Origin of the sequence: Saccharothrix algeriensis (assembly GCF_016907655.1) — a bacterium.
Classification (GTDB): domain Bacteria; phylum Actinomycetota; class Actinomycetes; order Mycobacteriales; family Pseudonocardiaceae; genus Actinosynnema; species Actinosynnema algeriense.
Map to the genome: position 1 here is coordinate 1915549 of NZ_JAFBCL010000001.1, position 25181 is coordinate 1940729.

General features: G+C 74.5%; 26 protein-coding genes. 8 read left to right on the top strand and 18 right to left on the bottom strand.

The genetic code is table 11. The annotated features are described in order from the left end of the window. Positions 1-483 precede the first annotated feature (483 nt). Entirely contained in the window at positions 484-987 is a 504-nt protein-coding gene (locus JOE68_RS08390) for a DUF3145 domain-containing protein (RefSeq protein ID WP_204841764.1), read from the bottom strand. A 448-nt stretch (positions 988-1435) separates the two neighbouring features. Here JOE68_RS08390 and JOE68_RS08395 point away from each other — a divergent pair, with 448 nt between their 5' ends. Continuing rightward, a complete protein-coding gene (locus tag JOE68_RS08395) occupies positions 1436-2680 on the top strand; it encodes a hypothetical protein (RefSeq protein WP_204841765.1) in 1245 nt (414 codons plus the stop codon). 52 nt (positions 2681-2732) lie between these two features. Here the strand turns inward: JOE68_RS08395 and JOE68_RS08400 are convergent, their stop codons facing one another. The 4 genes from JOE68_RS08400 to JOE68_RS08415 form a co-directional block, all read right to left on the bottom strand. Then, a complete protein-coding gene (locus JOE68_RS08400; RefSeq protein WP_307819575.1) occupies positions 2733-3104 on the bottom strand; it encodes a hypothetical protein in 372 nt (123 codons plus the stop codon). 172 nt (positions 3105-3276) lie between these two features. Beyond that, positions 3277-4653, bottom strand: a complete 1377-nt coding sequence (locus JOE68_RS08405; protein ID WP_307819576.1) for a dihydrolipoyl dehydrogenase family protein — start codon at positions 4651-4653, stop codon at positions 3277-3279. Between the two features lie 36 nt (positions 4654-4689). Then, positions 4690-5334, bottom strand: coding sequence for a TetR/AcrR family transcriptional regulator (locus JOE68_RS08410; protein WP_307819577.1), 645 nt, complete (start codon positions 5332-5334; stop codon positions 4690-4692). A 227-nt stretch (positions 5335-5561) separates the two neighbouring features. Next, a complete protein-coding gene (locus tag JOE68_RS08415) occupies positions 5562-6248 on the bottom strand; it encodes a hypothetical protein (RefSeq protein ID WP_204841767.1) in 687 nt (228 codons plus the stop codon). Between the two features lie 457 nt (positions 6249-6705). On the opposite strand from JOE68_RS08415, the gene JOE68_RS08420 reads away from it, so the two are divergent. Beyond that, positions 6706-8958 carry a HelD family protein gene (locus JOE68_RS08420; protein ID WP_204841768.1) on the top strand — a complete coding sequence of 751 codons (2253 nt, stop codon included), beginning with the start codon at positions 6706-6708 and terminating at the stop codon, positions 8956-8958. Here the strand turns inward: JOE68_RS08420 and crcB are convergent. From crcB to JOE68_RS08435, 3 genes are read right to left on the bottom strand one after another with little or no spacing between them, the layout of a single operon-like run. Further along, entirely contained in the window at positions 8948-9292 is a 345-nt protein-coding gene (gene crcB / locus JOE68_RS08425) for a fluoride efflux transporter CrcB (protein WP_204841769.1), read from the bottom strand. The two genes, JOE68_RS08420 and crcB, sit on opposite strands and share 11 nt — an antisense overlap. Beyond that, positions 9289-9690: a fluoride efflux transporter FluC gene (locus tag JOE68_RS08430; protein WP_307819578.1), complete on the bottom strand. Its 402-nt coding sequence runs from the start codon at positions 9688-9690 to the stop codon at positions 9289-9291. The genes crcB and JOE68_RS08430 overlap by 4 nt, the downstream gene beginning before the upstream one ends. Next, on the bottom strand, positions 9680-10117 hold the full coding sequence (locus JOE68_RS08435; protein WP_204841770.1) for a MarR family winged helix-turn-helix transcriptional regulator: 438 nt from the start codon (positions 10115-10117) through the stop codon (positions 9680-9682). The genes JOE68_RS08430 and JOE68_RS08435 overlap by 11 nt, the downstream gene beginning before the upstream one ends. Positions 10118-10301: 184 nt before the next feature. Between JOE68_RS08435 and JOE68_RS08440 the strand changes: the two genes are divergently transcribed. Next, positions 10302-11111 (top strand): SAM-dependent methyltransferase, encoded by an 810-nt coding sequence (locus JOE68_RS08440; protein WP_204841771.1) that lies wholly within the window; start codon positions 10302-10304, stop codon positions 11109-11111. Between the two features lie 6 nt (positions 11112-11117). Continuing rightward, positions 11118-13154, top strand: coding sequence for a bifunctional diguanylate cyclase/phosphodiesterase (locus JOE68_RS08445; RefSeq protein ID WP_204841772.1), 2037 nt, complete (start codon positions 11118-11120; stop codon positions 13152-13154). A 24-nt stretch (positions 13155-13178) separates the two neighbouring features. Here JOE68_RS08445 and JOE68_RS08450 read toward each other — a convergent pair whose 3' ends face one another. The 5 genes from JOE68_RS08450 to JOE68_RS08470 all read right to left on the bottom strand — a co-directional run bounded on the left by JOE68_RS08450 (position 13179) and on the right by JOE68_RS08470 (position 18461). Continuing rightward, positions 13179-14537 carry an NAD(P)(+) transhydrogenase (Re/Si-specific) subunit beta gene (locus JOE68_RS08450; protein WP_204841773.1) on the bottom strand — a complete coding sequence of 453 codons (1359 nt, stop codon included), beginning with the start codon at positions 14535-14537 and terminating at the stop codon, positions 13179-13181. Next, entirely contained in the window at positions 14534-14809 is a 276-nt protein-coding gene (locus JOE68_RS08455; protein WP_307819579.1) for an NAD(P) transhydrogenase subunit alpha part 2, read from the bottom strand. The genes JOE68_RS08450 and JOE68_RS08455 overlap by 4 nt, the downstream gene beginning before the upstream one ends. Further along, the gene (locus JOE68_RS08460; protein WP_204841774.1) at positions 14806-15915 is read right to left on the bottom strand and encodes an NAD(P) transhydrogenase subunit alpha; all 1110 of its coding nucleotides are present in this window, start codon (positions 15913-15915) and stop codon (positions 14806-14808) included. Before JOE68_RS08460 ends, JOE68_RS08455 begins: the two co-directional genes overlap by 4 nt. A 92-nt stretch (positions 15916-16007) precedes the next feature. Next, a complete protein-coding gene (locus JOE68_RS08465) occupies positions 16008-17156 on the bottom strand; it encodes a nitric oxide synthase oxygenase (RefSeq protein WP_204841775.1) in 1149 nt (382 codons plus the stop codon). 186 nt (positions 17157-17342) lie between these two features. Continuing rightward, positions 17343-18461 (bottom strand): FAD-dependent monooxygenase, encoded by a 1119-nt coding sequence (locus JOE68_RS08470; protein WP_307819581.1) that lies wholly within the window; start codon positions 18459-18461, stop codon positions 17343-17345. Positions 18462-18524: 63 nt separating this feature from the next. Here JOE68_RS08470 and JOE68_RS08475 point away from each other — a divergent pair, with 63 nt between their 5' ends. Next, a complete protein-coding gene (locus JOE68_RS08475; protein WP_204841776.1) occupies positions 18525-19109 on the top strand; it encodes a TetR/AcrR family transcriptional regulator in 585 nt (194 codons plus the stop codon). Between the two features lie 136 nt (positions 19110-19245). Beyond that, a complete protein-coding gene (locus JOE68_RS08480; protein ID WP_204841777.1) occupies positions 19246-20394 on the top strand; it encodes a macrolide family glycosyltransferase in 1149 nt (382 codons plus the stop codon). 39 nt (positions 20395-20433) lie between these two features. Here the strand turns inward: JOE68_RS08480 and JOE68_RS08485 are convergent, their stop codons facing one another. Genes JOE68_RS08485 through JOE68_RS08495 form a run of 3 tightly spaced genes read right to left on the bottom strand, consistent with a single transcriptional unit; the run spans position 20434 to position 22393 of the window. Then, positions 20434-20673: a helix-turn-helix transcriptional regulator gene (locus JOE68_RS08485; RefSeq protein ID WP_204841778.1), complete on the bottom strand. Its 240-nt coding sequence runs from the start codon at positions 20671-20673 to the stop codon at positions 20434-20436. Continuing rightward, positions 20670-21524, bottom strand: a complete 855-nt coding sequence (locus JOE68_RS08490) for an ABC transporter permease (RefSeq protein ID WP_204841779.1) — start codon at positions 21522-21524, stop codon at positions 20670-20672. Before JOE68_RS08490 ends, JOE68_RS08485 begins: the two co-directional genes overlap by 4 nt. Continuing rightward, complete coding sequence (locus JOE68_RS08495; protein ID WP_204845990.1) at positions 21521-22393, bottom strand: ABC transporter ATP-binding protein; 873 nt, start codon at positions 22391-22393, stop codon at positions 21521-21523. Before JOE68_RS08495 ends, JOE68_RS08490 begins: the two co-directional genes overlap by 4 nt. A gap of 185 nt (positions 22394-22578) precedes the next feature. Between JOE68_RS08495 and JOE68_RS08500 the strand changes: the two genes are divergently transcribed. Both JOE68_RS08500 and JOE68_RS08505 read left to right on the top strand, forming a co-directional pair. Then, the gene (locus tag JOE68_RS08500; protein ID WP_204841780.1) at positions 22579-23778 is read left to right on the top strand and encodes a cytochrome P450; all 1200 of its coding nucleotides are present in this window, start codon (positions 22579-22581) and stop codon (positions 23776-23778) included. After that, entirely contained in the window at positions 23775-23966 is a 192-nt protein-coding gene (locus JOE68_RS08505; protein WP_204841781.1) for a ferredoxin, read from the top strand. The genes JOE68_RS08500 and JOE68_RS08505 overlap by 4 nt, the downstream gene beginning before the upstream one ends. A 647-nt stretch (positions 23967-24613) precedes the next feature. On the opposite strand, the gene JOE68_RS08510 is transcribed toward JOE68_RS08505, so the two are convergent. Both JOE68_RS08510 and JOE68_RS08515 read right to left on the bottom strand, forming a co-directional pair. Continuing rightward, the gene (locus tag JOE68_RS08510; protein ID WP_204841782.1) at positions 24614-24961 is read right to left on the bottom strand and encodes a type II toxin-antitoxin system PemK/MazF family toxin; all 348 of its coding nucleotides are present in this window, start codon (positions 24959-24961) and stop codon (positions 24614-24616) included. After that, positions 24948-25178, bottom strand: coding sequence for a ribbon-helix-helix domain-containing protein (locus JOE68_RS08515; RefSeq protein WP_204841783.1), 231 nt, complete (start codon positions 25176-25178; stop codon positions 24948-24950). Before JOE68_RS08515 ends, JOE68_RS08510 begins: the two co-directional genes overlap by 14 nt. Between the last annotated feature and the right edge of the window lie 3 nt (positions 25179-25181).

The window sequence follows — 25181 nt, forward strand, 5'->3', positions numbered from 1 at the left end:
CGACGCCGACAAAGCCGGTTCCTCGGGTTTGGACGGGCCTCGTGAAGGGTAAGGAGAAGGGTTTGGAACCGCGCGGCGCGGGGCGCCGAGCGGGGCTCGGGCCGCGCGCCGGACGGCGTCGGGCGGAGTCCGGGCCGCCGTGCCGGCCGAGGCGCGCGCCGCGCGCCGGACAGCGCCGGGGCGGTGCCCGGGACGCCCGGCCGAGCGGCGCCGGACGGGCTCCGGGGCGCGTCCGGCAGCGCCCCGCGGCGCCGGGATGGGGTCCGGGGCGCGTCGCCGGCGAGGGCCCGCCCGCGCTCGGACCGGGTGCGTGACCCGCCTCGGGCACGGGCGCGGGAGACCCGTCGGCCGCCTGGCCCGCGGCGGGTCGCCCGCGCGGGAACGCCGCAGGTGGGGCCGCCGCGGAGGGCTCCGGCCAGGGCGCGCCCGGTCGGCGCGGGCCCCGTCGGCGCGGGTCCCGGCAGCGGCCGGTCGGGGCCGCGGTCAGCCGACGCGGTGGAGCCAGGTGACCGGCGCGCCGTCGCCCGCCCTGCGGAACGGTTCGAGGGCGTCGTCCCAGGCAGCGCCCAGGATCTCGTCCACGCCGTGCGCGAAGGACTCGCCGCCCCGGCTGCGGGCGGCCAGGGCGCGCAGCTGGTCCTCGGACACGACGATGTCGCCGTTCGCGCTGGTCCGGGCGTGCCACAGGCCCAGCACGGGCGCGAAGCAGTAGCGGACGCCGTCGACGCCGGGGCTCGGGTCCTCGGTGACCTCGAACCTCAGCATCGGCCACGCGCGCAGCGCGGCCACGAGCCGGGCGCCCGTCCCGGCCTCGCCGGTCCAGGCGCACTCGGCGCGCAACTGCCCCGGCGCGGCGGGCTGCGCCGCCCACTTCAGGTCCGCCCGCTCGCCGAGGGTGCCCGAGATCGCCCACTCGACGTGCGGACAGACCGCAGACGGCGACGAGTGGACGTAGACCACGCCACTGGTGCTGCCACGGGTGCTCACAGCTGACCTCCGCTACTCGACGAGGGACGTCTTCCCCTACGGCCTGTCGAGGCCCGGACGATCCGGTGAATTCCCGCCTTGGTCATTCTGCCCGCTGGCGGACCCGTCCGCCAGAAGAACCAGCACGTTCATCACCCGGGCGGGTCAGATACAGGACTTTCGACCCCAAAGTGCGACCTCCGCCCACGCGCTCCGGGCGGCGGGGTCACATTCCGAGATCGGTCGACCACGTTCCAGTGGTCGATGCCTCCTGGAAGTGGTAGCCGCCACGACCGGGCCCGCCGGCTCCCGCCTCCGCCCGGAACGACCGGACAGCGGGTGATCGGACCTCCCGGCGCGGCGCCGCCGTTGCGGTGGGGGCGGTTGCCGGAAGCGTCATCCACCCTCCGCACCGCCGGCGCGCACCCCGCGGCGCTACCGTGTCGACCGTGGGGAAGGGAGTGATCTCGTGCGGCTGATCCGCCTCGGCGGCGAGCCGTCCCGGGTCGGCGCGGACGTGCGGGCCGCGCTGAGCACGTGGGGCGCCGGCGGCTCCGTGCTCGGTGGCGTCGCCATGCTCGGCGTCACCCCACCGGACTGCCCGCGCGCGCTGGACGCGGTGGTCGTGCTGCCGCGCGGGGTGCTGGTCGTGGTCGGCGTCGACCTGCCGGACCCGGCCATGCGGCTGGAGGCCCCGCTGGCCGGCCAGTGGCGGATCGACGGCTGGCCGCTGACCCGCCCCGACGGCGCGACCAACCCGGCCGCCGAGGCGCTGGAGGCCGGCACCGCCGTGGCGCGGCGCATCCAGGACATGCGCGGCGAGCCGCTGCCGGTGTCCACCGTGGTGGCCGTCGGCCCGTACGTGGCGCAGGTGGTGCAGCCGACCACCGACCTCAACCGCGGCGTGCGGGTGCTGCACCCCAAGCCGACGACGCTGCTCGCGGCGGCGCGCGAGCTGGCCACCAGCGACCGGCCCTGCTCCGCCGAGCACGCCGCCAAGCTCGTCGCGGTGCTCGCGCCCACCGGCGTGCCGCCGGACCCGGCCCAGCTGCGCGCCGAGGGCTTCCCGGACGCGGCGGCGGACCTGGCCTCGGCGAGCACCGTGCTGCTGCCCAGGGTGCCGCCCGCCCGCCGGCGGCCCCGGTGGCTGCCGTACGCGGCGGTGGCGGTGGTCGCGGCGCTGGTGGTGGTCGCGCTGGTCGCCGCGCTGACCGCGGGCGGGTCGCCGGAGGCGTCGTCGTCGGGCGACCCCACCCCGCAGGCGACGACCGTGGTGGTGGACGGGCGGAACTTCGCGCCCAGGGGCGCGGACCGGGCGGAGGACTGCGCGGGGCGCGCCTACGGCGACGTGCGGGTGTGGCTGACCGACCACCTGTGCCTGCTGCTGCGCCGGGCCCAGTACGAGACGACCGTCGACGGCCGCCGGGCGGGCGTGGCGGTGGCCGAGCTGAGCCTGCCGGACGCGACCAGGGCCGGCGAGCTGCGCGCGGTGGCGTCGACCGCCGGCGCGGGCGGCGTCACGGCGCTGGTGAAGGAGGGCCGGGCGTGGCCGGGCGGCCCGTCGTCGTTCGACCGCTCGGCGATCCGGGTGACGCAGAAGAACGCCCAGGTGCGCATCGCGCAGGCGGTGTGGGCCGAGGGCGGGTCGGACCCGGCGGACCCGCGGCTCGCCGAGCTGGCCGAGCAGGCCCTGCGGCTGCCGGCGACCCAGTAGGGCCCGCCCGGCAGGACCCGTCCCGGCAGACCCGGCCCCGGCAGGGGCGGCCTCAGTAGCCGGTGCGCACCAGGCCCACCGCGATCAGCCCGAACGCCACGTGCAGCACGATCGCCAGGCCGGCCACGGCGCACAGCATCTCGGTGCCCGGCCGCCCGGTCAGCGCGCCGCAGGAGAACAGCCACCCCGCGACGGCGATCGCGAAACCGGAACCCAGGACGGCCTTCGGCACGTGCGCGAGGCACAGCAGCGCGTTCTTGCGCGCCCGGAACAGGGTGGCCAGCACCACCGGCACGACCAGGAAGCCGGGCAGGTGCACCGCGATCGGCGCGAACTCCGGCGCCTCGGGCAGGTAAGCGGTGCCGATGAGGAACGCGCACCAGAGGACCGCCGCGGTCGCGAGGGCAACGGTTCCTCTGATCACGTATCGCAGTGTAATGAGCCGAAGCCGCAAATTTGGGACTTGGGCCCCAACGGACCAGGAAAAGTGCGGCAACCGGCCCACGAACCGCGCCGGTGCGTGATCACCGCTCTACCGGACGTGGCCATTCAATTGTTTCCGCAACGAAAGCAATTCGTGCGCCGACAGCTCCCGCTCAGAGCCCGTAGGCTTCCAGCAGGCGCAGCCACACCTCGCTGATCGTCGGGTAGGCCGGGACGGCGTGCCACAGGCGGTCCATCGTCACCTCGCCGACCACCGCGATGGTGGCCGCGTGCAGCATCTCCGCCGTGTCCGGCCCGACGAAGGTCACGCCCACCAGCGTGCGGGTGCGCTCGTCGACGACCATCCGCGCCTTGCCGCGGTAGCCGTCGGCGTGCAGCGAGGAGCCCGCCACCGCGATGTCCACGTCCACGACCCGGACGTCCAGGCCCTCCTCCCGCGCCTGCGCCGCCGTCCGGCCCACCGACGCCACCTCGGGGTCGGTGAACACCACCTGCGGCACGGCGGCGTGGTCGGCGGTGGCCACCGGGGCGGTCCACGGCTGCGGCGACCGCGCGTCGGTGAGGATCGCGGTGCCCACCGCGCGGGCCGCGTACTTCCCCTGGTGGGTCAGCGGCGCGCGGCCCGTGACGTCGCCGGCCGCGTACAGCCAGTCGACACCGGTCACCCGGCCCGTGTCGTCCACCGGCAGCGGCTCGCCCGCCGCGAAGCCGAACCGCTCCACGCCCAGGTCGGAGGTCGCGGGCTGCCGGCCGGTGGCGAGCAGCAGGTGCGCGCCGGAGACCGAGGAGCCGTCGGACAGCGCCAGCGTCGCCGCGCCGGCCACGACGGAGGCGCCGGTGGCCCGCACGCCGGTGCGCACGGTGACGCCGTCCGCGCGCAGCCCGTCGGCCACCAGCTCGCCCGCGAACTCCTCGAACCTGGGCAGCGGGCGCTCGCCGGAGGCGACCAGCGTCACCGCCGAGCCCAGCCGCGCCCACGCCTGCGCCATCTCGACGCCGACCACGCCGCCGCCGAGCACGACCAGCGACGAGGGGACCTCCCGCGCCGAGGTCGCCTCCCGCGAGGTCCAGGCGGGCACGTCGGCGAGCCCCGGCAGCCGCGGGGTGCGCGGCACGCTGCCGGTGCACACGACGACCGCGCGGGACGCCGTGAGCACGCGGCCGTCGACGTCGACCCGGCGCTCGCCGACCAGCCGGCCGCGGCCCCGGACCACCTCCAGGCCGGCGTCGACCGCCCACCGGACCTGGCCCGAGTCGTCCCAGTCCGACGCGAAGGCGTCGCGGCGCGCCAGCACCGCCGCGGCGTCCAGCCGCTCCCCCACCGGCACCCCGGGCACCCGCCGGGCGGCGGCGAGCGCGTGGCCGGGGCGCAGCAGCGCCTTGCTGGGCATGCAGGCCCAGTACGAGCACTCGCCGCCGAACCGCTCGACCTCCACCAACGCGGTGCGGAGGCCGCCGGCGGCGGTCCGGGCGGCGGCGTTCTCGCCCACCGGTCCGCCGCCGATCACGATCACGTCGAAGTCGTCCACCGGTCCAGCCCACACCACGGTGACCGGGGCGGCAAGTCACGCGGGGTCGAACACACCTGCCAGCAGGCGCAGGATCAGGGCGTCGGCGGTGCGGAGGACCACCGGGCGCTCGGCGGGGGAGACGCGTTCGGCGAGCTTGTACATGGCGTCGGCGGTCTGGGTCGCCATCCGGAAGGACAGGTCGACCGGTGCGTCGCCACGCACCGCGAACCGGTCCACGAACAGCTCGCGCAGGCGTTCGGCCATCAGGTCGTACTGGTCGACGCTGGCGTCCAGGCGGTGGCCGTCGAACAGGTCGCTGAACCGCACCCGGCCGAAACCGGGCAGCTCGGTCGTCATGCGCAGGTACACCGCGACGACCTGCTGCACCGCTTCCCGCCAGTTCGCGGCCAGCCGCCCCTCGGTGAACAGCGCCTCGACCCGTGTCAGGTACTCCTCCATGCCGCGCAGCGCCAACGCGTGCACGACGGAACGCTTGTCCGGGAAGTATTGGTAGAACGATCCGATTGGCACTCCGGCCAGCTCGACGATCCGGGCTGTGGTGATGTCGTCGTAGTCGTACTGGTTCAGCAGCTGCGCACACGCATCGACAATGGCCGTCACCGTGGCGGCGCCCCGCTGCTGGACAGGCTGACGGCGCATCACCTTGGCTAAGCGGTTTTCGGCGGGATTTTCATGCACTCGCTCATCTTGATGGATACGGACCGGTAAGCCCAAACACAGGATTGGCGACAGCTTCATCACGGATCGCCTCGCGAACCTGCACGACTGCGGTCGGCCATGTGAGACGCACTCACTTTCCGGGGTGGTCCGGCCGAATGGACCGCGTCCCCGACGCGGTATCGACGAGGCAATTTACGGCAAAACCATTGCCTGCCGGACAATCGTCGGCGCCGCTCCGGGCGCGACTACCCCGCCGGCTGCCGCGGACCCGTCGGCCCCGCCGCCGGGAGCCCGCCCCGCGGGGTCGGCAAAGCCGGCCCGGAACTCGCCGGCCCGCGCCGCTCTTTCGGTTCAGAACGCGAGCGTGGCGGTCTCGTCACATACGGTTTCAGCAATCCCGCGATCACCAACCCCGGAGCGATCAACGGCACCACGGCGGACAACGCGAGCGCCGTGGCGGCGGCCCGCCCGACGTCCTTCGGGATGATCGCGATCCGGTCCACCACGAACGCGCGCCGGCCGGGAATCGACACCACCCCCAGGACCGCCGCGAACACCGCGAACGTCAGCAGCGCCCGGTGCACCGCGCCGTACCCGACCGACTCCGCCGCCAGCATCACGGCGAGCCAGCCGAGCAGCGCCGACAGCTGCTGCCGCGCGCGGGTCATCGCCCACAGCAGCCCGCCGACCACCGCCAGCCAGCCGGTGCGCCCCGCGCACCACGCGCCGACGTGCGCGAGCCACCCCGTCGGGACGCCCGCCCAGGTCAGGGCCCGGTCCACCACGTCCAGCGGGCCGGGCGCGCCGAACGGCTGGCCCACCACCCACGCCAGCGACCACACCGACACCAGCACCGCGAGCGCGAGCTGCCACGGCGGCCGGTCCACCGCCACCCGGCTCAGCCGGACCAGTTCCCGACGATGTTCCCTCACCCGTCCCAGGGTGCCCAACGGCGCGCCCGCGCGCGCCGGCTTTCACCCGGGCGCCCGGCCGCTGCCGCTCATCGGGCGCACCGCCCCTCACCCGCCGTGCCGAACCCCGTGCGGCGAACCGGCCGCCGGGCGCGCCGCCCACCCGCGGCGCGCGGCGCGACCCGGCGGCGGCTCCAGCGGGCGGGCCCACCCGCCGCAGCCCCCGCCCGGCGCACCCCGGACGCGTGCGGACACCCGAACCGGCACCGCCCACCGGCCGACGCCGGGGCGTGCGCGCGCTCCCACGTCACCGGGCGAGCGGGGGGTGCGAGGACGGCGCGGCGACCACCGCGCAGCGGCGGGACCTGGCGACGGAGGGCGCACCGAACGTGTAGATTGGTCGTTCTGCGCGCGCAGGGAGAAGACAGGCGAAAAGCGGCACAGCCTGATAAAACAAGCTATCCAGAAATGAGGCACGTTGTCAAGCCCCTCCGACGACCTCCGACTCGCGGACATCGAGTCGGAGCAGGAATACGTGTCGATGCTGTACGGCAGGCTGGACGACCTCCGCGAGCAGAGCTCCAAGCGGCTGGCGGGAGCGCTGCGGGAAACCGGCGGCACCCACCAGATGCGCTCCGAGCGGGACACCTCGGTGGCCATGTACTCCGACCAGCTCGCCCAGTACAGCGCGGTGGAGAACGGTTTGTGCTTCGGCCGGCTGGACTTCCACGCCGACGACCGCTGCTACATCGGCCGGATCGGCTTGTTCGACGAGGAAAAGGAGTACGAGCCGCTGCTGATGGACTGGCGCGCGCCCGCCGCGCGGCCGTTCTACCTGGCCACCGCCGCCGCGCCGGACGGCGTGCGCCGCCGCCGCCACCTGCGCACCAAGCAGCGCAAGGTGGTCGGCCTCGACGACGAGGTGCTCGACATCGGCTCGGTCGACCCGTCGCGCCCGTCGGAGGGGCTGACCGGCGAGGCGACCCTGCTGGCGGCGGTCAACGCCAGCCGCACCGGGCAGATGGGCGACATCGTCGCCACCATCCAGGCCGAGCAGGACCGGATCATCCGCACCGAGCTGAACGGCGTGGTCGTCGTGCAGGGCGGGCCGGGCACCGGCAAGACCGCGGTCGCGCTGCACCGCGCCGCGTACCTGCTCTACACGCACCGGCGGCAGCTGGCCAAGCGCGGCGTGCTGGTGGTGGGGCCGAACCCGACGTTCCTGCGCTACATCGGGCAGGTGCTGCCGTCGCTGGGCGAGACCGGCGTGCTGCTGTCGACGGTGGGCGAGCTGTTCCCCGGCCTGACGGCGGTGGGCCGCGAGCCCGCCGCGACCGCCGCGCTGAAGGGCCGCATCGCGATGGCCGAGGTCGTGGCGCACGCGGTCAAGGACCGGCAGGAGGCGCCGGCCCTGGTGGAGGTGCCGTTCGAGCAGGACGTGCTGCGGCTGGACCGCCGGACCATCACCGCCGCGCGGGGCCGCGCGCGGCGCACCCGGCGCCCGCACAACGAGGCGCGCCGGACCTTCCAGCGCGAGGTCATCGCCGCGCTCGCCGCCCAGGCCGTCGCCCGGCTCGGCCGCCACCTGCTCGACCAGGCCGACGTCGACGACATCCGCCGCGAGCTGCGCGAGGACCCGGGCGTGCAGGCGGCGGTGGCGCGGCTGTGGCCGACGCTGACCCCGCAGCAGCTGCTGGAGGACCTGTACGCGACGCCGAAGCTGCTGGCCAAGGCGACCCCGAAGCTCACCGCCGAGGAGCGCGCCCTGCTCGCCCGCCCGCGCGGCGCGGAGTGGACGCCCGCGGACGTGCCGCTGCTGGACGAGGCGGCGGAACTGCTCGGCGAGGACGACACCGAGGCCAAGGCCCGCGCGGAGCGGCAGCGGCGGCAGGCGATCGACTACGCGCAGGGCGTGCTGGACATCCTCGACCTGGAGGACGACGCCGACCCGGACATCCTCATGGCGACCGACCTGGTGGACGCCTACCGGCTGGCCGAGCGGCACGGCGCGCAGCGCTACGAGACCGCCGCCGAGCGCGCCGCGGCCGACCGGACGTGGACCTTCGGGCACGTCATCGTGGACGAGGCGCAGGAGCTGTCGGCGATGGCGTGGCGCACGCTGATGCGCCGCTGCCCCAGCAAGTCCATGACCGTGGTGGGCGACATCGCCCAGACCGGCGACGTCGCGGGCGCGTCCTCGTGGCACGAGGTGCTCTCGCCGTACGTGATGGACCGCTGGAAGCTGACCGAGCTGACGGTGAACTACCGGACGCCCTCGGAGATCATGGCGGTGGCCGCCGACGTGCTGGCGGCCGTCGACCCGCAGCTGGCGCCGCCGACCTCGGTGCGCGACAGCGGGAACCAGCCGTGGAGCCGCCGGGTGGGCGACGCGGCGGACGCGCTGCCGACGCTGGTGTCGGCCGAGGTCGCCGCCGTCGGGGACGGCAAGCTGGCGGTCATCGTGCCGGCCGCGCGGGTGGCGGCGCTGCGCGCGGTGGTGCCCGGCGCGTCGGACGACCTGGACGCGCAGGTGGTGGTGCTGGGCGTGGCGGACGCGAAGGGCCTGGAGTTCGACTCGGTGCTGGTGGTCGACCCGGCGGGCGTCCTGGCCGAGTCGCCGCGCGGGGCCAGCGACCTGTACGTGGCGCTGACCCGCGCCACGCAGCGGCTCGGCGTCGTGCACGAGGGCGACCTGCCGCCGGTGCTGGGGCGGCTGGCGGTCACCGGGTGAGCAGGTGGCCCGCGCCCGCCGCCGCGACGCCCACGACGAGGTTCAGGGCGGCGTTCGCCAGCGCCCGCCGGTACGCGCCCGCCTCCAGCAGGCGGACGGTCTCGTAGCTGAACGCGCTGTAGGTGGTGAGCCCGCCGCAGAAGCCGGTGCCGACCAGCGCCACCAGGGCCGGGTCGGCGCCGGCGACGCAGCCCAGGGCGAACGAGCCGACGACGTTCACGGTGAGCGTGCCCCACGGGAACCCCGGGCCGAACCGCGCCCGCGCGAACCGGTCGGTGAGGTGGCGGGCGACCGCGCCGACCGCCGCGCCGGCGAACACCAGCAGCGCCGTCACCGCAGCGCCCTGCGCGTGGCGGCCATGCCGGCGGCGGTCGAGGCCAGGGCGAGCAGCACGACCGCCAGGAGGTAGCCGGCGGCCCGCGCGCCGCCCAGCCGCACGGCGTCCAGCGCGTAGGCCGAGAACGTGGTGAACCCGCCCAGGAAGCCGACGCCGAGGAACGGCCGGGCCAGCGGGTGCAGGCGCGGCACGAGCACCATCAGCGCGCCGATCAGCGCCGAGCCCAGCACGTTGACGGCGACGGAGCCGGGCAGGCCGAGGCCGGCGAACGCGGAGCGGGCCAGCCCGCCCAGCCCGCCGCCGAGCGCGACGGCCGCCAGGACGGCTGCCCGCGCCGGGTCGGGGCCGACCGGTCCCGCCCCGGCGCCCGCGCGCCCGCCCGGCTCAGTTGGCACGCAGGTGGTCCACCAGGTGGTCGAGCGCGGACAGCGCCCGGACCACGTCGGCCCGCTCGCCCGGGTCCAGCCGGTCCAGCGCGGACCCGATGCGCTTCTCGTGCGCGGACTGCCAGGCGGCCAGCCGCTCGTGCCCCCGCGGGGTCACCGACAGCCGCGCCACGCGCCGGTCCGCCGGGTCGCCGCCGCGCACGACGAGCCCGCCCTCGATGAGCTGGCCCACCAGCCCGCTGACCGTGTTGGGCGCGAGCCGCAGCTCCGCCGCCAGGTCGCCCACCCGCATCGGCGCGCGCTCGGCCAGCGTCTGCAGCAGCTCCACCTGCGCCATCGGCAGCGCGTCCCACGGCCATTCCGACCGGATGCTGGTGCGCAGCGCGCGGCGCAGCCTGGTGACGACGTCGGTGAGCGTGCGTGCCTCGTCTGACATGCGCGAATGGTACTGGTTCCGGCGATCGCGGACGGGCTGTCCGCATCGCGGGACGCCGGTGGTGCGATACGCCGTTCGGATACAAGCGGCCCCGGGCACTGCCCAGCGCGGTCGGCGCTCAGTAACCTCTGCGCGCGGGCGCCGGGAACGGTCCTTGTCACCGGGAATTCGGATGGGGTGCGGTGTGGCGGAGCGCGCGGGGTGGGTGCCGGACGGCGTCGACATCGGACGGCCCAGCGCCGCCCGGCTGTACGACTACCTGCTCGGCGGCGGCCACAACTTCGCGGCCGACCGGGAGCTCGCGGAGCGCTTCCTGCGCGCGCAGCCCAACGCGCGCGCCATCGCCCGGCTCAACCGGGCGTTCCTGCGCCGCAGCGTGCTGCACCTGGTCGACCGCGGCATCCGCCAGTTCCTCGACCTGGGTTCGGGCATCCCCACGGTGGGCAACGTGCACGAGATCGCGCGCAAGGCCGCGCCGGGGTCGCGCGTGGTGTACGTCGACTTCGAGGACGTGGCCGTCGCCCACAGCCGGATGCTGTTACGGGGCGACGATTCGGCCACGATCCTCCAGGAGGACATGACCGACCCGGACGCGGTGCTCTCCGCAGCCCGCGCCACCGGGCTGTTCGACTTCGCCGAGCCGATCGGCCTGCTGGCCGTCGGCGTGTTCCACTTCGTGCCGCCGCGGGCCGACCCGGCCGGGGTCGTCGCCGCCTACCGCGACGCCGTGGCGCCGGGCAGCGGCCTGGCGCTGTCGCAGTTCACCGCCGACCTCCAGCCCGCCGAGATGGCCGGGATCGTCGAGGTGATGAGCAGGAGCGCGAACCCGATGTTCCCGCGCTCGCACGCGGAGATCACCGGGTTGTTCGCCGGCTTCGACGTCGTGGCGCCCGGCGTGGTGCCGCTGCCGCTGTGGCGGCCGGAGGAGGGCGCCGTGGAGGACGGCGACCCCGGCCGCGCGGGCATCCTGGCGGGAGTGGGCCACAAGAGGTGAGGGCACATGTCGCAGCCCGCTAGATCGCCCCGCCGGCGGGAGATCGCGCGGGAGTGGGTGCGGGCGGTGTACCCGACGACCTACGTCCCCCTGTCGCCGGCGGAGATCGAGCAGTTCCTGCTCGAACTGGTGGACGTGATCGCCGACGCGGTGCAGGCCGAGCCGTTCACCGCCGAACCGGTGGCCGCGGTCGGCGAGCGGCTGGTGCGCGCCCACTTCAGCGGTCGCTCGACGCTGCGGCGCACGGTCGACGTGCTGGGCCGCGCGCTGCTGTTCACGCCGGAGCTGCGGGACGTGCCCCGGTTGGCGGAGAAGGTCGTCGCGATCCTGGGCAGCGTCAGCGCGGGCTTCGCCGAGGCCGTGCGCCAGGACGTGTTCGAGCAGCAGGAGGAGGTCAAGTGCGCGCTGCTGTCGGCCAAGCAGCGGGCGGAGCGGGTGCTGCGGGTCAGCGAGGCGCGCTTCCGCGGCGTGTTCACCACGTCGGGGTTCGGCATCGCCATCACCGCGCTGGACGGCGTGTGCGTGGAGGCGAACGCGGCCCTGGGCGAGATGCTCGGCGTCCCGCACGACGAGCTGGCCGGGCGGCGGCTGATCGAGCTGTTCCACCCGGCGGACGCGGAGGCGCTGTCGGCCGAGTACCGGGCCACCGGCGCGGGCCGGGTCGACCGGTTCCGCGAGCAGCGCAGGCTGGTGCGCGCCGACGGCGAGCCTGTCTGGGTGCTGCTGGCGGTGTCGCTGGTGCGGGACGCGGACGGCGACCCGGCCTACCACGTGACGATGGTCGAGGACGTCACCGAGCTGCACCTGCTGCAGAAGAACCTGGACTTCCAGCTCCTGCACGACTCGCTGACCGGGCTGTCCAACCGGCAGCACTTCATCACCCGGCTGGAGGCCATGCACGGGGCCGCGCGGCACGGGATCACCCTCTACCACCTGGACCTGGACGCGTTCTCGGTGGTGAACAACGGCCTGGGCCACGCGATGGGCGACCAGCTGCTGCGCGCGGTCGCGCAGCGCCTGAAAGCCGTCGTGGCGCAGGAGGAAGCGCTCGTGGCGCGGATCGGCGGCGACGAGTTCGCGATCGTGGTGGAGCACTCGCCCTCGACGCCGCGGGTGCCGGAGATGGTGGAGCGGATCAACGCCGCGCTGGACCGGCCGCTGGAGTGCGGCGCCGCGCTGTCGGCGAGCATCGGCGTGGTGGACCGGCCGTCGGCGGACTGGGGCGTGGACGAGCTGCTGCGCGCGGCCAACGCCACCCTGCACCGGGCCAAGGCGAACGGCAAGCGGCAGTGGCTGCCCTACGACCGCCACGAGGACGCCCGGTCGCGGCTGCGGCTGGCCCGCGCGGCGCGGATGCCGGGCGCGCTGGCCGAGGGCGAGATCGAGGTCGAGTACCTGCCGGTGGTGGACGTGGCCTCCGGCGGCGCGAGCGGCCGGGTGGCGCGGCTGCGGTGGGACGAGGTGGGGCACGACGAGTGCGTGGACCTCGCCGAGGCCAACGGCCTGTCGCCGGCGCTGGGCCAGTGGGCGCTGCGGGAGGCGGCCGAGGCGGCGGCGGGGTGGTCGGCGGGGACGCTGCACGTGGAGCTGTCCCCCATGCAGTCCCGCGACGAGGACCTGGTCGGCACGGTGAAGCGCACGCTGGACGGGACCGGCTTGCCGGGTTCGGCCCTGCGCCTGTTCCTGGACACCCGGTCGATGCTCGCGGAGGGCGTCGACAACGCGCAGGTGCTGCGGGACAACGGGATCGCCGTCGGGCTGGCCCGCTTCAACGGCGGCCAGGCCGAGCTGTCCCTGCTGGGCGAGCTGTCGGTCGACGCGCTGCTGCTCGCGCCGTCGGTGGTGCGCCGGCTGGCCGAGCAGCGCGAATCGCTGCCGCACCGGGCGATCGGCCAGATGGTGCGGGCGATCCGGGAGTCCGGCGTGGCCGTCTACGTGCCGGACGTCCCCACGCCCGAGCTGGCCGACTGGTGGCGCGGCGTCGGGGTCGACGGCGCCTTCGGGCCGTTCGCGGGCCCCGCCTCGCCCGGCTACGAGCTGTGACCCGCCCGGTCCCCGCCGACGGGCTCAGACCTGCTTGACGGCGGCCAGCAGCCTGGTCAGGGAGTCCTTGGCGTCGCCGAACAGCAGGGTCGTCTTCGGGTGGTAGAGCAGGCTGTTGTCCACGCCCGCGAAACCGGGCCGCATCGAGCGCTTCATGAACACCACGGCCTTCGCCCGGTCCACGTCGAAGATCGGCATCCCGTAGATCGGGCTCGACGGCTCGTCGCGCGCGCCGGGGTTGACCACGTCGTTCGCCCCGACCACCAGGACCACGTCCACGCTGCCCATGCCGGGGTTGACGTCGTCCAGCTCCTTCAGGTGCTCGTACGGCACGTCCGCCTCGGCCAGCAGCACGTTCATGTGCCCCGGCATCCGGCCCGCGACCGGGTGGATGCCGTAGTCCACCGCGATGCCGCGCGACTCCAGCAGCTGCGCCAGCTCCCGCGCCGCGTGCTGCGCCTGCGCCACGGCCAGCCCGTAGCCCGGCACCACCAGCACGGAGTGCGCGTAGCCGAGCAGGATCGCCACGTCCTCGACCGTGCCCGAGCGGACGGTGCGCTGCTCGCCGGCCACCGCGCCCGGCTGCTCGGCCCGGAACGCGCCGAACAGGATGTTGGCCAGGGAGCGGCCCATCGCCTGGGCCATCAGCCGGGTCAGGATGGTGCCCGACGCGCCGACCAGGGTGCCCGCGACGATCAGCAGCGTGTTGCCCAGCACGTAGCCGGAGGCGGCCACCGCCAGGCCGGTGAAGGCGTTGAGCAGCGAGATCGCGATCGGCACGTCCGCGCCGCCCACCGGCAGCACGAACAGCACGCCCAGCACGAGCCCGGCCAGGGCCAGCAGCACCAGCAGCAGGGGGGAACCGGTGGTCAGCGCGGCCACCGCGAGCAGCGCGCTCGCCGCCGCGACCGCGATGCCGAGCACCCGGCCCGCCGGCAGCAGCACCGGGCGGGTGGTCATGACCTCCTGGAGCTTCAGGAACGTCACCGCGCTGCCGGCCGTGCTGACCGCCCCGATGAGGACGGTCAGCACGGCCGCGACGGCGAACAGCGGGCCGGTGTCGTGCCCCACCAGGAACTCCGCCAGCGCCACCAGCGCCGCCGCCGCGCCGCCCACGCCGTTGAACAGCGCGACCATCTGCGGGATGGCGGTCATCCTGACCTGCCGCGCCGCCGGGACGCCCACGACCGCGCCCGCCGCCACCGCGGTCAGGATCAGCAGCCCGTTGCGGTCGACGGTGGTGAACGCGGTGACCACGGCCAGCGCCATGCCCGCCGCGCCGACCAGGTTGCCCGCGCGGGCGTGGCGCGGCGTGCTCAGGCCCTTGAGCGCCAGGACGAAGCACAGCGCGGCGGCCAGGTAGGCGAGCTGGACCCAGGTCATCGCTTGTGCCCCTTGAACATCTCCAGCATCCGGTCGGTGACCACGAAGCCGCCCACCACGTTCACGGTGGCCAGGAACACCGCCGCCAGGCCCAGGGCGAGCACCGCGCCGCCGTCGGCCCGGCCGGTGATCAGGATCGCGCCGACCAGGATCACGCCGTGGATCGCGTTGGCGCCCGACATCAGCGGGGTGTGCAGGATCGTCGAGACCTTCGAGACCACCTCGAAGCCGACGAACACGGCCAGCACGAAGATCGTCAGCAGCTCGATCACAGCAGCTCCCTGGTGGGCGCGTGCCGGACCTCGCCGGCGTGGGTGAGGCAGGCCCCGGACAGCACCTCGTCGGTCAGGTCCGGCGCCACCCGCCCCTCGGCGGTCATCAGCCCGAGCAGGTTGGCGACGTTGCGGGCGTACAGCCGGCTGGCGTGCACCGGCAGGGCGCTGGGCAGGTTGCGCGCGCCGTGCACCAGGACCTCGCCGACCCGCACGTCCTCGCCGGGCGCGGACCCGACCACGTTGCCGCCCGACTCGGCGGCCAGGTCCACCACCACGGAACCGGGCGCCATGGCCTTGAGCATGTCGGTGGTGACCAGCACGGGCGCCCTGCGCCCGGGCACGGCGGCGGTGGTGATGACGACGTCGCTGGCGGCCACCCGCTCGGCGATCAGCTCGCGCTGGCGCTCCAAGCGGGCCTCCGGCAGCTCGGCCGCGTAGACGCCGTCCTGCGCCTCCAGGTCCAGCTCCAGGAACTTCGCGCCCAGGCTGCGCACCTCCTCGGCGGCGGCCCCGCGCACGTCGTGGGCCTCCACCACCGCGCCGAGCCGACGAGCGGTGGCGATGGCCTGCAGGCCCGCCACGCCCGCGCCGAGCACGAGCACCTTGGCGGGCGGCACGGTGCCGGCGGCCGTGGTGAACATCGGCAGGAAGCGCGGCAGGCGCTCCGCCGCGACGAGGACGGCCCGGTAGCCGGCGACCAGGGCCTGGGAGGACAGCGCGTCGGCGCCCTGCGCCCGCGTCACGCGGGGCAGCAGGTCGAGGCTGAACGCGGTGACGCCGCGCTCCACCAGGACCCGGACGAGGTCGAGCTCGCCCGCCGGTTGGAGGAAGCTGACCGTGATGTCGCCCTCCCGCAGCAGCCGGGCCCGGTCCGGGTCCAGCGGCTGCACGGAGGCCACGACCTCGGTCCGGCCGGCGGGGTGGTCGGGGACGACCTCGGCGCCCGCCGCGCGGTAGGCGGCGTCCGAGGCGTGGGCGTGGGCGCCCGCCCCGGCCTGCACGGCCACCCCGAGACCGGCGCCGACCAGGGACCCCACCGTCTCCGGGAGACCGGCCACGCGGCGTTCGGCGGGCCGCGACTCCGCGGGTATGCCCACTCTCACGGGGAGTCACGGTAGTGGATCAAAGGTGATCCACACCACAGCGCGGGCCCGATGTTGACCGTACGGACGTACTGCGCGGTGGCCGGTGACGCTCAGTTGATGACCGGGCAGACCCCCGTGGTGCCGCGGGGGAAGAAGTTGGGCACCAGCTCGCCCTTGTCGTAGTAGCGGTGGAACACCCCGGTGATCCCGCCGGACATCGGCGGCACGATCCAGGTCCAGTCCGCCGGGCACGACCGGCCCGCCGCCTCCTCCCGCGCCAGGTGCGCGAGGAACCGCTCGGACTCGGTGTGGTGGTCGGTGATCGTGACGCCGGCCCGCGCGAACGAGTGCAGCACCGCCCGGTTCAGCTCGACCAGCACGCGGTCGCGCCACAGCGTCCGCACGTCGGAGGTGTCCAGGCCCATCCGCCTGCCCAGGTAGGGCAGCAGGTCGTAGCGGTCGGTGTCGGCGAAGTTGCGGGCCCCGATCTCGGTGCCCATGTACCAGCCGTTGAACGGCGCAGCCGGGTAGTCCACGCCGCCGATGCGCAGCCGCATGTCGCTGATGGCGGGCACGGCGTGCCACTTCAGGCCCAGGCCGGCCAGCCACTGGTACTCGGGGTGGCTCATCGGCACCTCCAGCACGGCGTCGCCCGGCAGCTCCACCAGCGCGGGCTCCGCGTCCTCGCCCTCGACCAGCAGCGGCAGCACGTCGAACGGCCCGCGCGCGACCGGCGGGCGCCAGCCGTGCGCGATGACCCGCTCGGTCAGCTCGGCGTTGCGGCGGTCGCCGAGCACCCCGCCGTCCCGGCCGCGGTAGCCGGCGTAGCGGACCAGCTGCTCGTTGCGGATGCGCGGGCCGGGCCTGCCCGGCTCGTCGGGGGCGAAGACGGTGATCACCGGGCGGACCCGGCCGCCGTTGGTCGCCAGCCGGAGGTGCTCGACGCACTCGTCGGCGACCGCCTTCGGGTCGCGCAGGTCCCGCAGGTCGCGGACCTTGAGGCTGCGCCAGTACAGGCGGCCGATGCAGCGCGCGCTGTTGCGCCACGCGACCCGGGCGCCGAAGACCAGCTCGGCCGGCGTGTGGCGGTAGGTGCCGGTGGCGGCGACCTCGGCGTGCACCTCGGCCAGGCGGTGCTCGGCGGGACCTTCCTCGGGGTGCTCGAAGCGGTGCAGGCGGATGAACTCGGTGGCTTCGGCGAGGTCGAGCGAGGGGGTCAGGGGGATGGCCGCAGCCGGACACGAGGGGACGGGTGCCATGGCGGGACACCGTAGTTGGACTTCGGCGGGTGGTGCACCGCCACGCCGGCCCCCGGACGGCCGCCACGTCCGGCGACCGGTGGCGCACGGTGAGTGCTTGATCCGCCGATGGGTGAGCAGTCCTGCGGAAACGAGTGATGTTGTTTCGTTACCCGGTCGACCTCGGGCAGTGATCGGTGACGCACATCACAGCGGTTGGTCCCCTCGGGCGGGCGCCAGGACCGGCGGCTCCCACGCCGTGAACCTCGCCATGGCCCGCAGGCCCACCGCGGGCGGCACGGCGCGCATCGCCGCGTCCCGCAGCGCGACCGCGACCGGGTTGCGCAGCCGCTGGCCGACCCGCCCCGCGAGCCGCGAGGCGCGGGCGACCGACCGGGTGCGCGGCCGACGCGCGCGGTCGTAGTCGGCAAGCGCTTGCGGCACGGTGTCGTGCCGGGCGCACGCGGCGGCGAGCACCACCGCGTCCTCCAGCGCCATGCCCGCGCCCTGCCCCAGGTAGGGCGTCATGGCGTGGGCCGCGTCGCCGAGCAGCGCCACCCGGCCGCGCGCGCAGGGGGGCAGCGGGGCGACCAGCTCGTGGATGTCGTGCCGCAGCACGGTCCCGGGCGGGGTCGCGGCCAGCACGGCGGGCACGGGGTCGTGCCAGTCCCCCACCAGCTCGCGCACCAGGCCCACCTCGTCGGCGGAGCCGCCGCCCTCGGGCGCGGTCGTCGCGGCGTACCAGCAGACCCGGCCGTCGCCCAGCGGCAGCACGCCGAACTCCGTCCCCGGCCCGAGGGTCTGGGTGATCGCCAGGTCGCGGGGGAACCGCGCCTCGGTGACGCTGCGCCACGCCGTGGTCCCCGTGTACACCGGCCCGGGGTAACCGGGGAACAGTTCGGCCCGCAGCCGGCTGCGGATGCCGTCGGCCGCCACCACCAGGTCGGCGTCCACGTCCGCGGCCGAGCGGACCTCGGTCGAGGTGACCAGGCAGCGCTCGGGCAGCGCCGAGCGCAGCACGCGGTGCAGGTCGGCCCGGTGCACCGCCACGACGTGCTCCAGCCCCGCGGCGTCCACGCGCGCCAGCGCCCGCCCCCTCGGGTCCAGGACGCCGCCCGCGACGCGGGGCGTCCCGATCGCCCGGACCTCGTCCGCCAGCCCCAGCGCGCCCAGCGCCCGCAGCGCGTTGGGCAGCACGCCGATGCCCGCGCCGACCTCGCCGAACCCGGCCGCCCGCTCCAGCACGACGACCTCCCACCCCACCGCGCGCAGCGCCACCGCCGCCGCGAGCCCGCCCAGACCTCCACCGACCACCGCTGCGCGCACGAGCCCCACCCCTTCTACACCTGTAGAGGACTCGTACTCTACAGGTGTAGAAGGGAGTTGCCCGTGACCGACCGCGTGACCTCCATCGCCGACGCGGCCATCCACGTGGTCGCCACCCGCGGGATGCGCGGCCTGACCCACCGCGCCGTCGACGCCGAGGCCGGCCTGCCGCAGGGCTCCACGTCGGCCTACTTCCGCACCCGCAAGGCGCTGGTCGAGGGTCTGGTGCAGCGGCTGGCCGAGCTGGACCGGGCCGAGGCCGCCCGGGCCGACCTGCCCGGACCGCCGGACCCCGACGCGCTCGCCGAGGCCATCGCCGGCGTCCTGGACCTGTGGCTGACCACCGGCCGCGAGCGCACCCTGGCCCGCTACGCGTGCCTGCTGGAGGCCACCCGCCACCCGGAGCTGCGCGGGGTCCTCGCCCACGGCGCCGGGGCCCGCGCCCAGGCCCGCGGGCTGCTGGAGCGGGCGGGCGTGCCGGACGCGGAGCGGCGGGGCCGGGCGCTGGTCGCGTTCCTGGACGGCCTGCTGTTCGACCGCCTGGTCGGCGCGGGCGCCGTGCACGCGCCCGAGCCCGGCACCCCGGAGAGCCGGGCGGACCTGGCCGACGCCGTGCGGACCGCGCTGCGGGCCGCGCTCGGGAAATGAGTCGACGCCCGCGCTACCGTTGCCCCGTGTTCGCCTTCAAGGTCTTCTACCTCTGATTCCGGCTCAGCCGCCCGCCCCCGCGCGCACCGCGCGCGACGGGGCCCCTGAGCCGACCCAGGAATCACCGGAGAAACCCTTGTCGCACATCGCTTTCCTCAACATCCCCGGCCACGGCCACGTCAACCCGACCCTGCCCGTCGTGGCGGAGCTGGTCGCGCGCGGCCACCGGGTCACCTACGCCGTGCCGGAGGGCTTCACCGCCGCGGTGGAGCACGCCGGCGCGACCGCCCTCGGCCACCCGACCACGCTGCCCGCCGACGACCGGGAGTGGCCCACCGAGGCGGCGCCCGCCATGCGGCTGTTCCTGGCCGAGGCCGTCGCCGTGCTGCCGCTGCTGGCAGCCGCCTGCGCCGACGACCGCCCGGACGCGGTCGTCCACGACATCGGCGCGTGGACCGGGCGCGTCCTGGCCGCCCGCTGGGGTGTGCCGGCGATCCAGTTCTCCCCCACCTTCGTGGCCTACGAGGGCTGGGAGGAGGACATGGGCCCGATCAACGACACACCGGAGATGAAGGCCGTGCACGCCGACATCGGGGCGTGGCTGCGCGCGCAGGGCGTCACGATGCCGGTGCTGGAGTACGTCGGCCACCCGGACCGGGCGATCGTGAGCATCACGCGGTCGTTCCAGCGCGGCGACGTGGTGGCCGACAAGTACGCGTTCGTGGGCCCGTGCCTCGGCGACCGCTCGTTCCAGGGCTCCTGGCAGCCGCCCGCCGACGGGCGGCCGGTGCTGCTGGTGTCGCTGGGCTCGGCCTACACCGACGACCCGGCGTTCTACCGCGCGTGCCTGGCGGCGTTCGGCGGTTCGGAGTGGCACGTGGTGGTCAACATCGGCGCGCACGTCGACCCGGCGGAGCTGGGCGACGTCCCGGCCGGCGTGGAGCTGCACCGCCGGGTGCCCCAGCTGGAGATCCTGTCGCACGCCAAGGTGTTCGTCACGCACTGCGGCATGGGCGGCACCATGGAGGCCCTGTACCACGGCGTCCCGATGATCGGCGTGCCGACCATCGGCGAGCAGGTCGTGAACGCCGCGCGCGTGGCCGAACTCGGCTACGGCCGGCACCTGCCGCGCGAGCAGGTCACGCCCGAGGCCCTGCGCGCCGCCGCGCGGGAGCTGGCCGACGACCCGGAGGTCGCCGCCCGCCTCGCCGCGGCCCGCGCCGAGGTCCGCTCCGCCGGCGGCGCCGCCGCGGCGGCGGACGTGGTCGAACGCGCCCTGCGGTGACGCGGGAGGGGGCGGCGCCGCACGGGCGCCGCCCCCGCTTCAGGCGGACCGCTCGTCGCTGCCCAGCCGGGGGAACGGGTCGGTCGAGAACACGACCTCCACCGGCACCTCGAAGTACTGCGCGATGCGCAGCGCCAGGTACAGGCTCGGGCTGTACTCGCCGCGTTCCAGGTAGCCCACGGTCTGGTAGTGGATGCCCAGCGCCTCGGACAGCAGGCGGCGCGACACCCCCCGCTCCGCGCGCAGCATCGCGATCCGGTTGAAGACTGTCTCGCTCACCCGACGCCTCTCGTCAGCGCCGCCTGCCGGCGCTGCTCCATGTCGGAGCCCGACTCGCGCCGGGCCATCCGACGCAGGATGGTAGGCGCGACCAGGAAGCCGACCACCGCCCACACCCCCAGCACGCCGAACGTCTCCGGCACCCGCCACGTCCCGCCGATCTCGGCCGCCGCCGCGGAGTCGGGCAGCAGCGCGGCCCGCGCGCCCAGGCCCGTCCAGTACACCGGGAACACCTGCGCGACGCCCTGCAGCCAGCCCGGCAGGGCCGAGATCGGGTAGAAGATGCCGGAGATCGCCACGACGCCCATCATCGGCAGCATCGTCAGGCCCATCGCGCCCTGCGGGCTCCTGGCCACCGACCCCATCACCGCGCCCCACGGCAGGGTCGCGAGCAACCCGACCACCAGGACGGCGACCAGCAGCAGCACACCGCCCACCCCGGTCCGGAACAGCCCGTCGACGATCAGCAGGCCGGGGACCATGACGATCACCAGGCTGAACAGGACGTCCAGCGAGGTCTGCACGACCCGGCCGACCAGGTAGCCGGTCATGCCGTTGGGGACGGCCTTGGCCCGCAGCAGCGTGCCGTCCTCGCGGTTGGTCGAGAGCTGGCCGGCCGGGCCGACCAGCCCGCCGAACGCGACCGACATGCCCACCACGCTCGGCAGGGTCAGCGCGGCCAGCGTCAGGGTCGTCCCGTCCACCGCGGAATCGCGCTGGAACAGCAGCACGGTGAAGTAGGCGACGCCGATGAAGACGTTGTACCACTGGTCCGAGCTGCCCAGGCAGTGCCGGAACTCGCGCCAGCCGCGCTCCAGGCCCAGCCGCGCCCCGTACGCGGTCGCGTTCACAGCGCGGCCACCTCCTCCTCGTCCGCCCGGCCGCTCTCGTGGCGCTGCACCAGCGCCAGGTAGGTGTCCTCCAGCGTGCTGCGCCGCACCTCCAAGTCGGAGATGCCCGACCCGTGCTGGGCGAACAGCCCCCGCACGAAGCCGGTGGCGTCGTCGGTGGCGTGCACGTGCCGCCGGCCGCGCTCCGTCCAGCGCACCTCGGCCTGCCCGGCGACCTGCCTGCCGAGCTGGTCGGGGCTGCCGTCGGCGATGATCCGGCCGCCGGCGAGCACCAGGATGCGGTCGGCCAGCTTCTCCGCCTCGGCCAGGTCGTGCGTGGTGAGCAGGATGGTCATGCCCTCCAGGTCGGACAGCCGGTGCACCAGGTCGTGGAACTCGCGCCGGGCGTGCGGGTCGAAGCCCGCCGTCGGCTCGTCCAGGAACAGCAGCTCGGGCTTGCCGACGATGCCGATGGCCACGTCCAGCCGGCGGCGCTGGCCGCCGGAGAGCTTGCCGGTCTTCTTGTGCGCGTGCTCCTCCAGCCCGACGGTCCGGATCAGCTCGTCGGTGTCGAACGGCCGCACGCGGTCGGGCGTGCTGTAGGGCGTGTAGTAGCGGCCGAGGTGGTCCAGCAGTTCCCGCACCCTCCAGCGCGCGTGGTCGCGCCAGGACTGCAGCACCACGCCGAGCTTGGCCCGCCACACCTCGTCGCCCTTGGCCGGGTCGACGCCGAGCACCCGCACGTGGCCGCCGGACGGGACCCGGAAGCCCTCCAGGATCTCGATGGTGGTCGTCTTGCCCGCGCCGTTGGGGCCGAGCAGGGCGACCACCTCACCCCGCTCCGCCGTGAAGTCCACCCCGTGCAGCACGTCCGCGGCGCCGTAGCGCATGTGCAGATCGCGCACCTCGATGACCAGGACACCCACCTCCCCCTGTCGAAGTTGTCGGGCGTTTTGTAGCACACCTGCTACGAGTCGTACTACGGAGATTCCCTTACGGTTTATTTACTTCACGGGTTCGTGAAACTTCTGTAGCTTGCAAAGCAGGTCCCTTAACGCACTGGGAGGTGTGCGAGATGACCGGAACACTGCACCCCGAACTGCCCACGACCCGTGGCTCGGCGTTCGACCCGCCCTCGGAACTGGGGAGGCTCCGCGAGACCGAGCCGATCAGCAGGCTGCGGTTCCCCGACGGGCACCTGGGGTGGCTGATCACCAGCCACTCGCTGGCCCGCGCGATGCTCGCCGACAACCGCTTCAGCAACCGCGCGGAGCTCCAGCACTCGCCGGTGCGCGTCGGCGGCCAGGTGCCCCCGGCGCCGGAACCCGCCAAGCCGGGCATGTTCATCTCCATGGACGGCAAGGAGCACGCGAAGTACCGCAAGCTGCTCACCGGCCAGTTCACCGTGCGGCGGATGAACCTGCTGGTGCCGCGCATCGAGCAGATCGTCGCGGAGCACCTGGCCGCGGTCCGGGCGGCCGGCCCGGGCGTCGACCTGGTGGCGGAGTTCGCGCTGCCCGTGCCGTCGATGGTGATCTGCGAGCTGCTGGGCGTCCCCTACGGGGAGCGGGACTCGTTCCAGAGCGACACCAGGACGGCGTTCACGCTCTCGAACGACTTCAAGGTCATCATGGAGGCGTTCCAGCGGATCGAGGCGTTCGTCGCGGACCTCGTGCGGCGCAAGCACGAGGACCCGGGCGACGACATGCTGACCGGCCTGATCCAGACCGGTGAGCTGACCGACGAGGAGGTCGCCAACATGGGCCTCCTCCTGCTGATCGCCGGTCATGAGACGACGGCCAACATGCTCGGCATCGGCACGCTGGCGCTGCTGGAGCACCCGGAGCAGCTGGCGGCGCTGAAGGAGGACCCGTCGCTGATCGACAACGCCGTCGAGGAGCTGATGCGGTACCTGTCGATCATCCAGATCGGCCCGTCCCGGGTCGCGCTGGAGGACCTGGAGCTGGGCGGGGCGCAGATCAGGGCCGGCGAGATGGTCCTGATCTCCACCCCGGCCGCCAACCGCGACCCGGACCGGTACGAGCGGCCGGACGAGCTGGACGTCCGCCGGCCGGCGGGCGGGCACGTCGCCTTCGGCCACGGGGTGCACCAGTGCCTCGGCCAGCAGCTGGCGCGCATCGAGATGCGGATCGGGTTCAGCGCGCTGTTCCGGGAGTTCCCGGACCTCCGGCTCGCGGTGCCCGCGTCCGAGGTGCCGTTGCGCTCGGACGCGGGTATCTACGGGGTGCACAGCCTGCCAGTGGAGTTCTCATGAGGATCGAGGTCGACCCGGGCCGCTGCGTGGGGTCCGGCATGTGCGCCCTGACCGACCCCGCGGTGTTCGACCAGGACGAGGCGGACGGCACCGTGGTGCTGCTCGACCCGACCGCGGCCGGGCACGAGGAGCAGGCCCGGGAAGCGGCGCACCTGTGCCCTTCCGGGGCCATCCGGGTCGTGGAGTAGGGCTCGGCCCGAAGGCCGCCGGGACCGCGCCGGTCCCGGCGACCTCCGGGCCCGATGGCATCCGGGCCCCCAGGAGCCGCGCCCCACGCGGCGGCGCTTCAGCTCTCACCTCAAGCCGCGCTCCGCGCGGCGGCGCTTCAGCGCAGCCTCGTGCCTCGTGTTCTCCCCGTACGGCCTGGGCGCAGCCCAATCATCTTTGTCGGGGGGTGTCAAGCACGCTTCACCGCTTGACACCCCCCGACAAAGATGATTGCCTCCGGCAGGCCGTACGGGGAGAACACGACGCACTTCCCTCCTCCTTGGGGGCCTCCCGGCCGCTCTTCATACTTGGGTCCCGCACCGATCCGGGTGAGATTTGGTGCTGTACCGATCTAAGCTGAAGAGCTTAAAAGAGTCCTCGCCGGACAGGCAGGCCGCCAAGGAGAAGGAAGAGCAAGAGCGGTCGTGTTCCCCCCGCATGACCTGTCAAAGACGACCATGCTTTCTTGGGGGGTGCAAGCGAAAAGCGTGCTTGCACCCCCCAAGAAAGCATGGTAGCCCTCCGGGCAGGCCATACGGGGAGAACACGAGAGCACCGGACTGCACGGGGCGTGCCGAAAACCCTAAAGCTAAAAGCCACGGGCTGGAAGTGGTGTGAGGCCGGGGGCCTAGAGGGAGAGGTGCAGGCGGAGTGCCTCGTCCAGCTGCTTCAGCACGGCGGGCGGGAGGGCGCCGATCCGGGAGCGCAGGCGGGCTGCCGCCACCGTGCGCACCTGCTCCGCCTGGGCCTTGGAGTCCGAGCCCAGCCCGCAGTCCTTGGCGGGCAGCAGGACCTGGAACGGGTACACGCGGGTGGTGTTGGAGGTGATCGGGACGACGGTCACGACGCCTCGGCCGCCCCGTCCGGCGGCTCGGTTGGCCGCGTCGTTGCTCACGACCACGGCGGGTCGGGTCTTGTTGGCCTCCGCGCCCAGCGCGGGGTCCAGGTCCACCCAGTAGATGTCACCGCGGCGCATCGACGACACCGTCTGGCGTTGTCACGTCCCACATCTCGCCTGCGCCCTCGGCTTCCCACTCGTCCCACGCACCGGCGTAGGCGTTCTCCAGACCGGCTTCCCTCAGCAGGGTGATCGCCTGGTGGATCACCGACGACCGCGACGCGCTGTGGTGTTGCCGAAGGTAGTGATCGACGAACTCTACGTCTTCCTCGGGCAGGCTCACACTGATTTTCATACC

Coding starts and splice junctions, on each gene's coding strand:
- JOE68_RS08435 (WP_204841770.1), bottom strand. CDS start 10,117: ATGTCAGACGAGGCACGCACGCTCACCGACGTCGTCACCAGGCTGCGC.
- JOE68_RS08465 (WP_204841775.1), bottom strand. CDS start 17,156: ATGGCACCCGTCCCCTCGTGTCCGGCTGCGGCCATCCCCCTGACCCCC.
- JOE68_RS08450 (WP_204841773.1), bottom strand. CDS start 14,537: ATGACCTGGGTCCAGCTCGCCTACCTGGCCGCCGCGCTGTGCTTCGTC.
- JOE68_RS08510 (WP_204841782.1), bottom strand. CDS start 24,961: ATGCGCCGCGGTGACATCTACTGGGTGGACCTGGACCCCGCGCTGGGC.
- JOE68_RS08445 (WP_204841772.1), top strand. CDS start 11,118: ATGTCGCAGCCCGCTAGATCGCCCCGCCGGCGGGAGATCGCGCGGGAG.
- JOE68_RS08500 (WP_204841780.1), top strand. CDS start 22,579: ATGACCGGAACACTGCACCCCGAACTGCCCACGACCCGTGGCTCGGCG.
- JOE68_RS08505 (WP_204841781.1), top strand. CDS start 23,775: ATGAGGATCGAGGTCGACCCGGGCCGCTGCGTGGGGTCCGGCATGTGC.
- JOE68_RS08515 (WP_204841783.1), bottom strand. CDS start 25,178: ATGAAAATCAGTGTGAGCCTGCCCGAGGAAGACGTAGAGTTCGTCGAT.
- JOE68_RS08495 (WP_204845990.1), bottom strand. CDS start 22,393: ATGCGCTACGGCGCCGCGGACGTGCTGCACGGGGTGGACTTCACGGCG.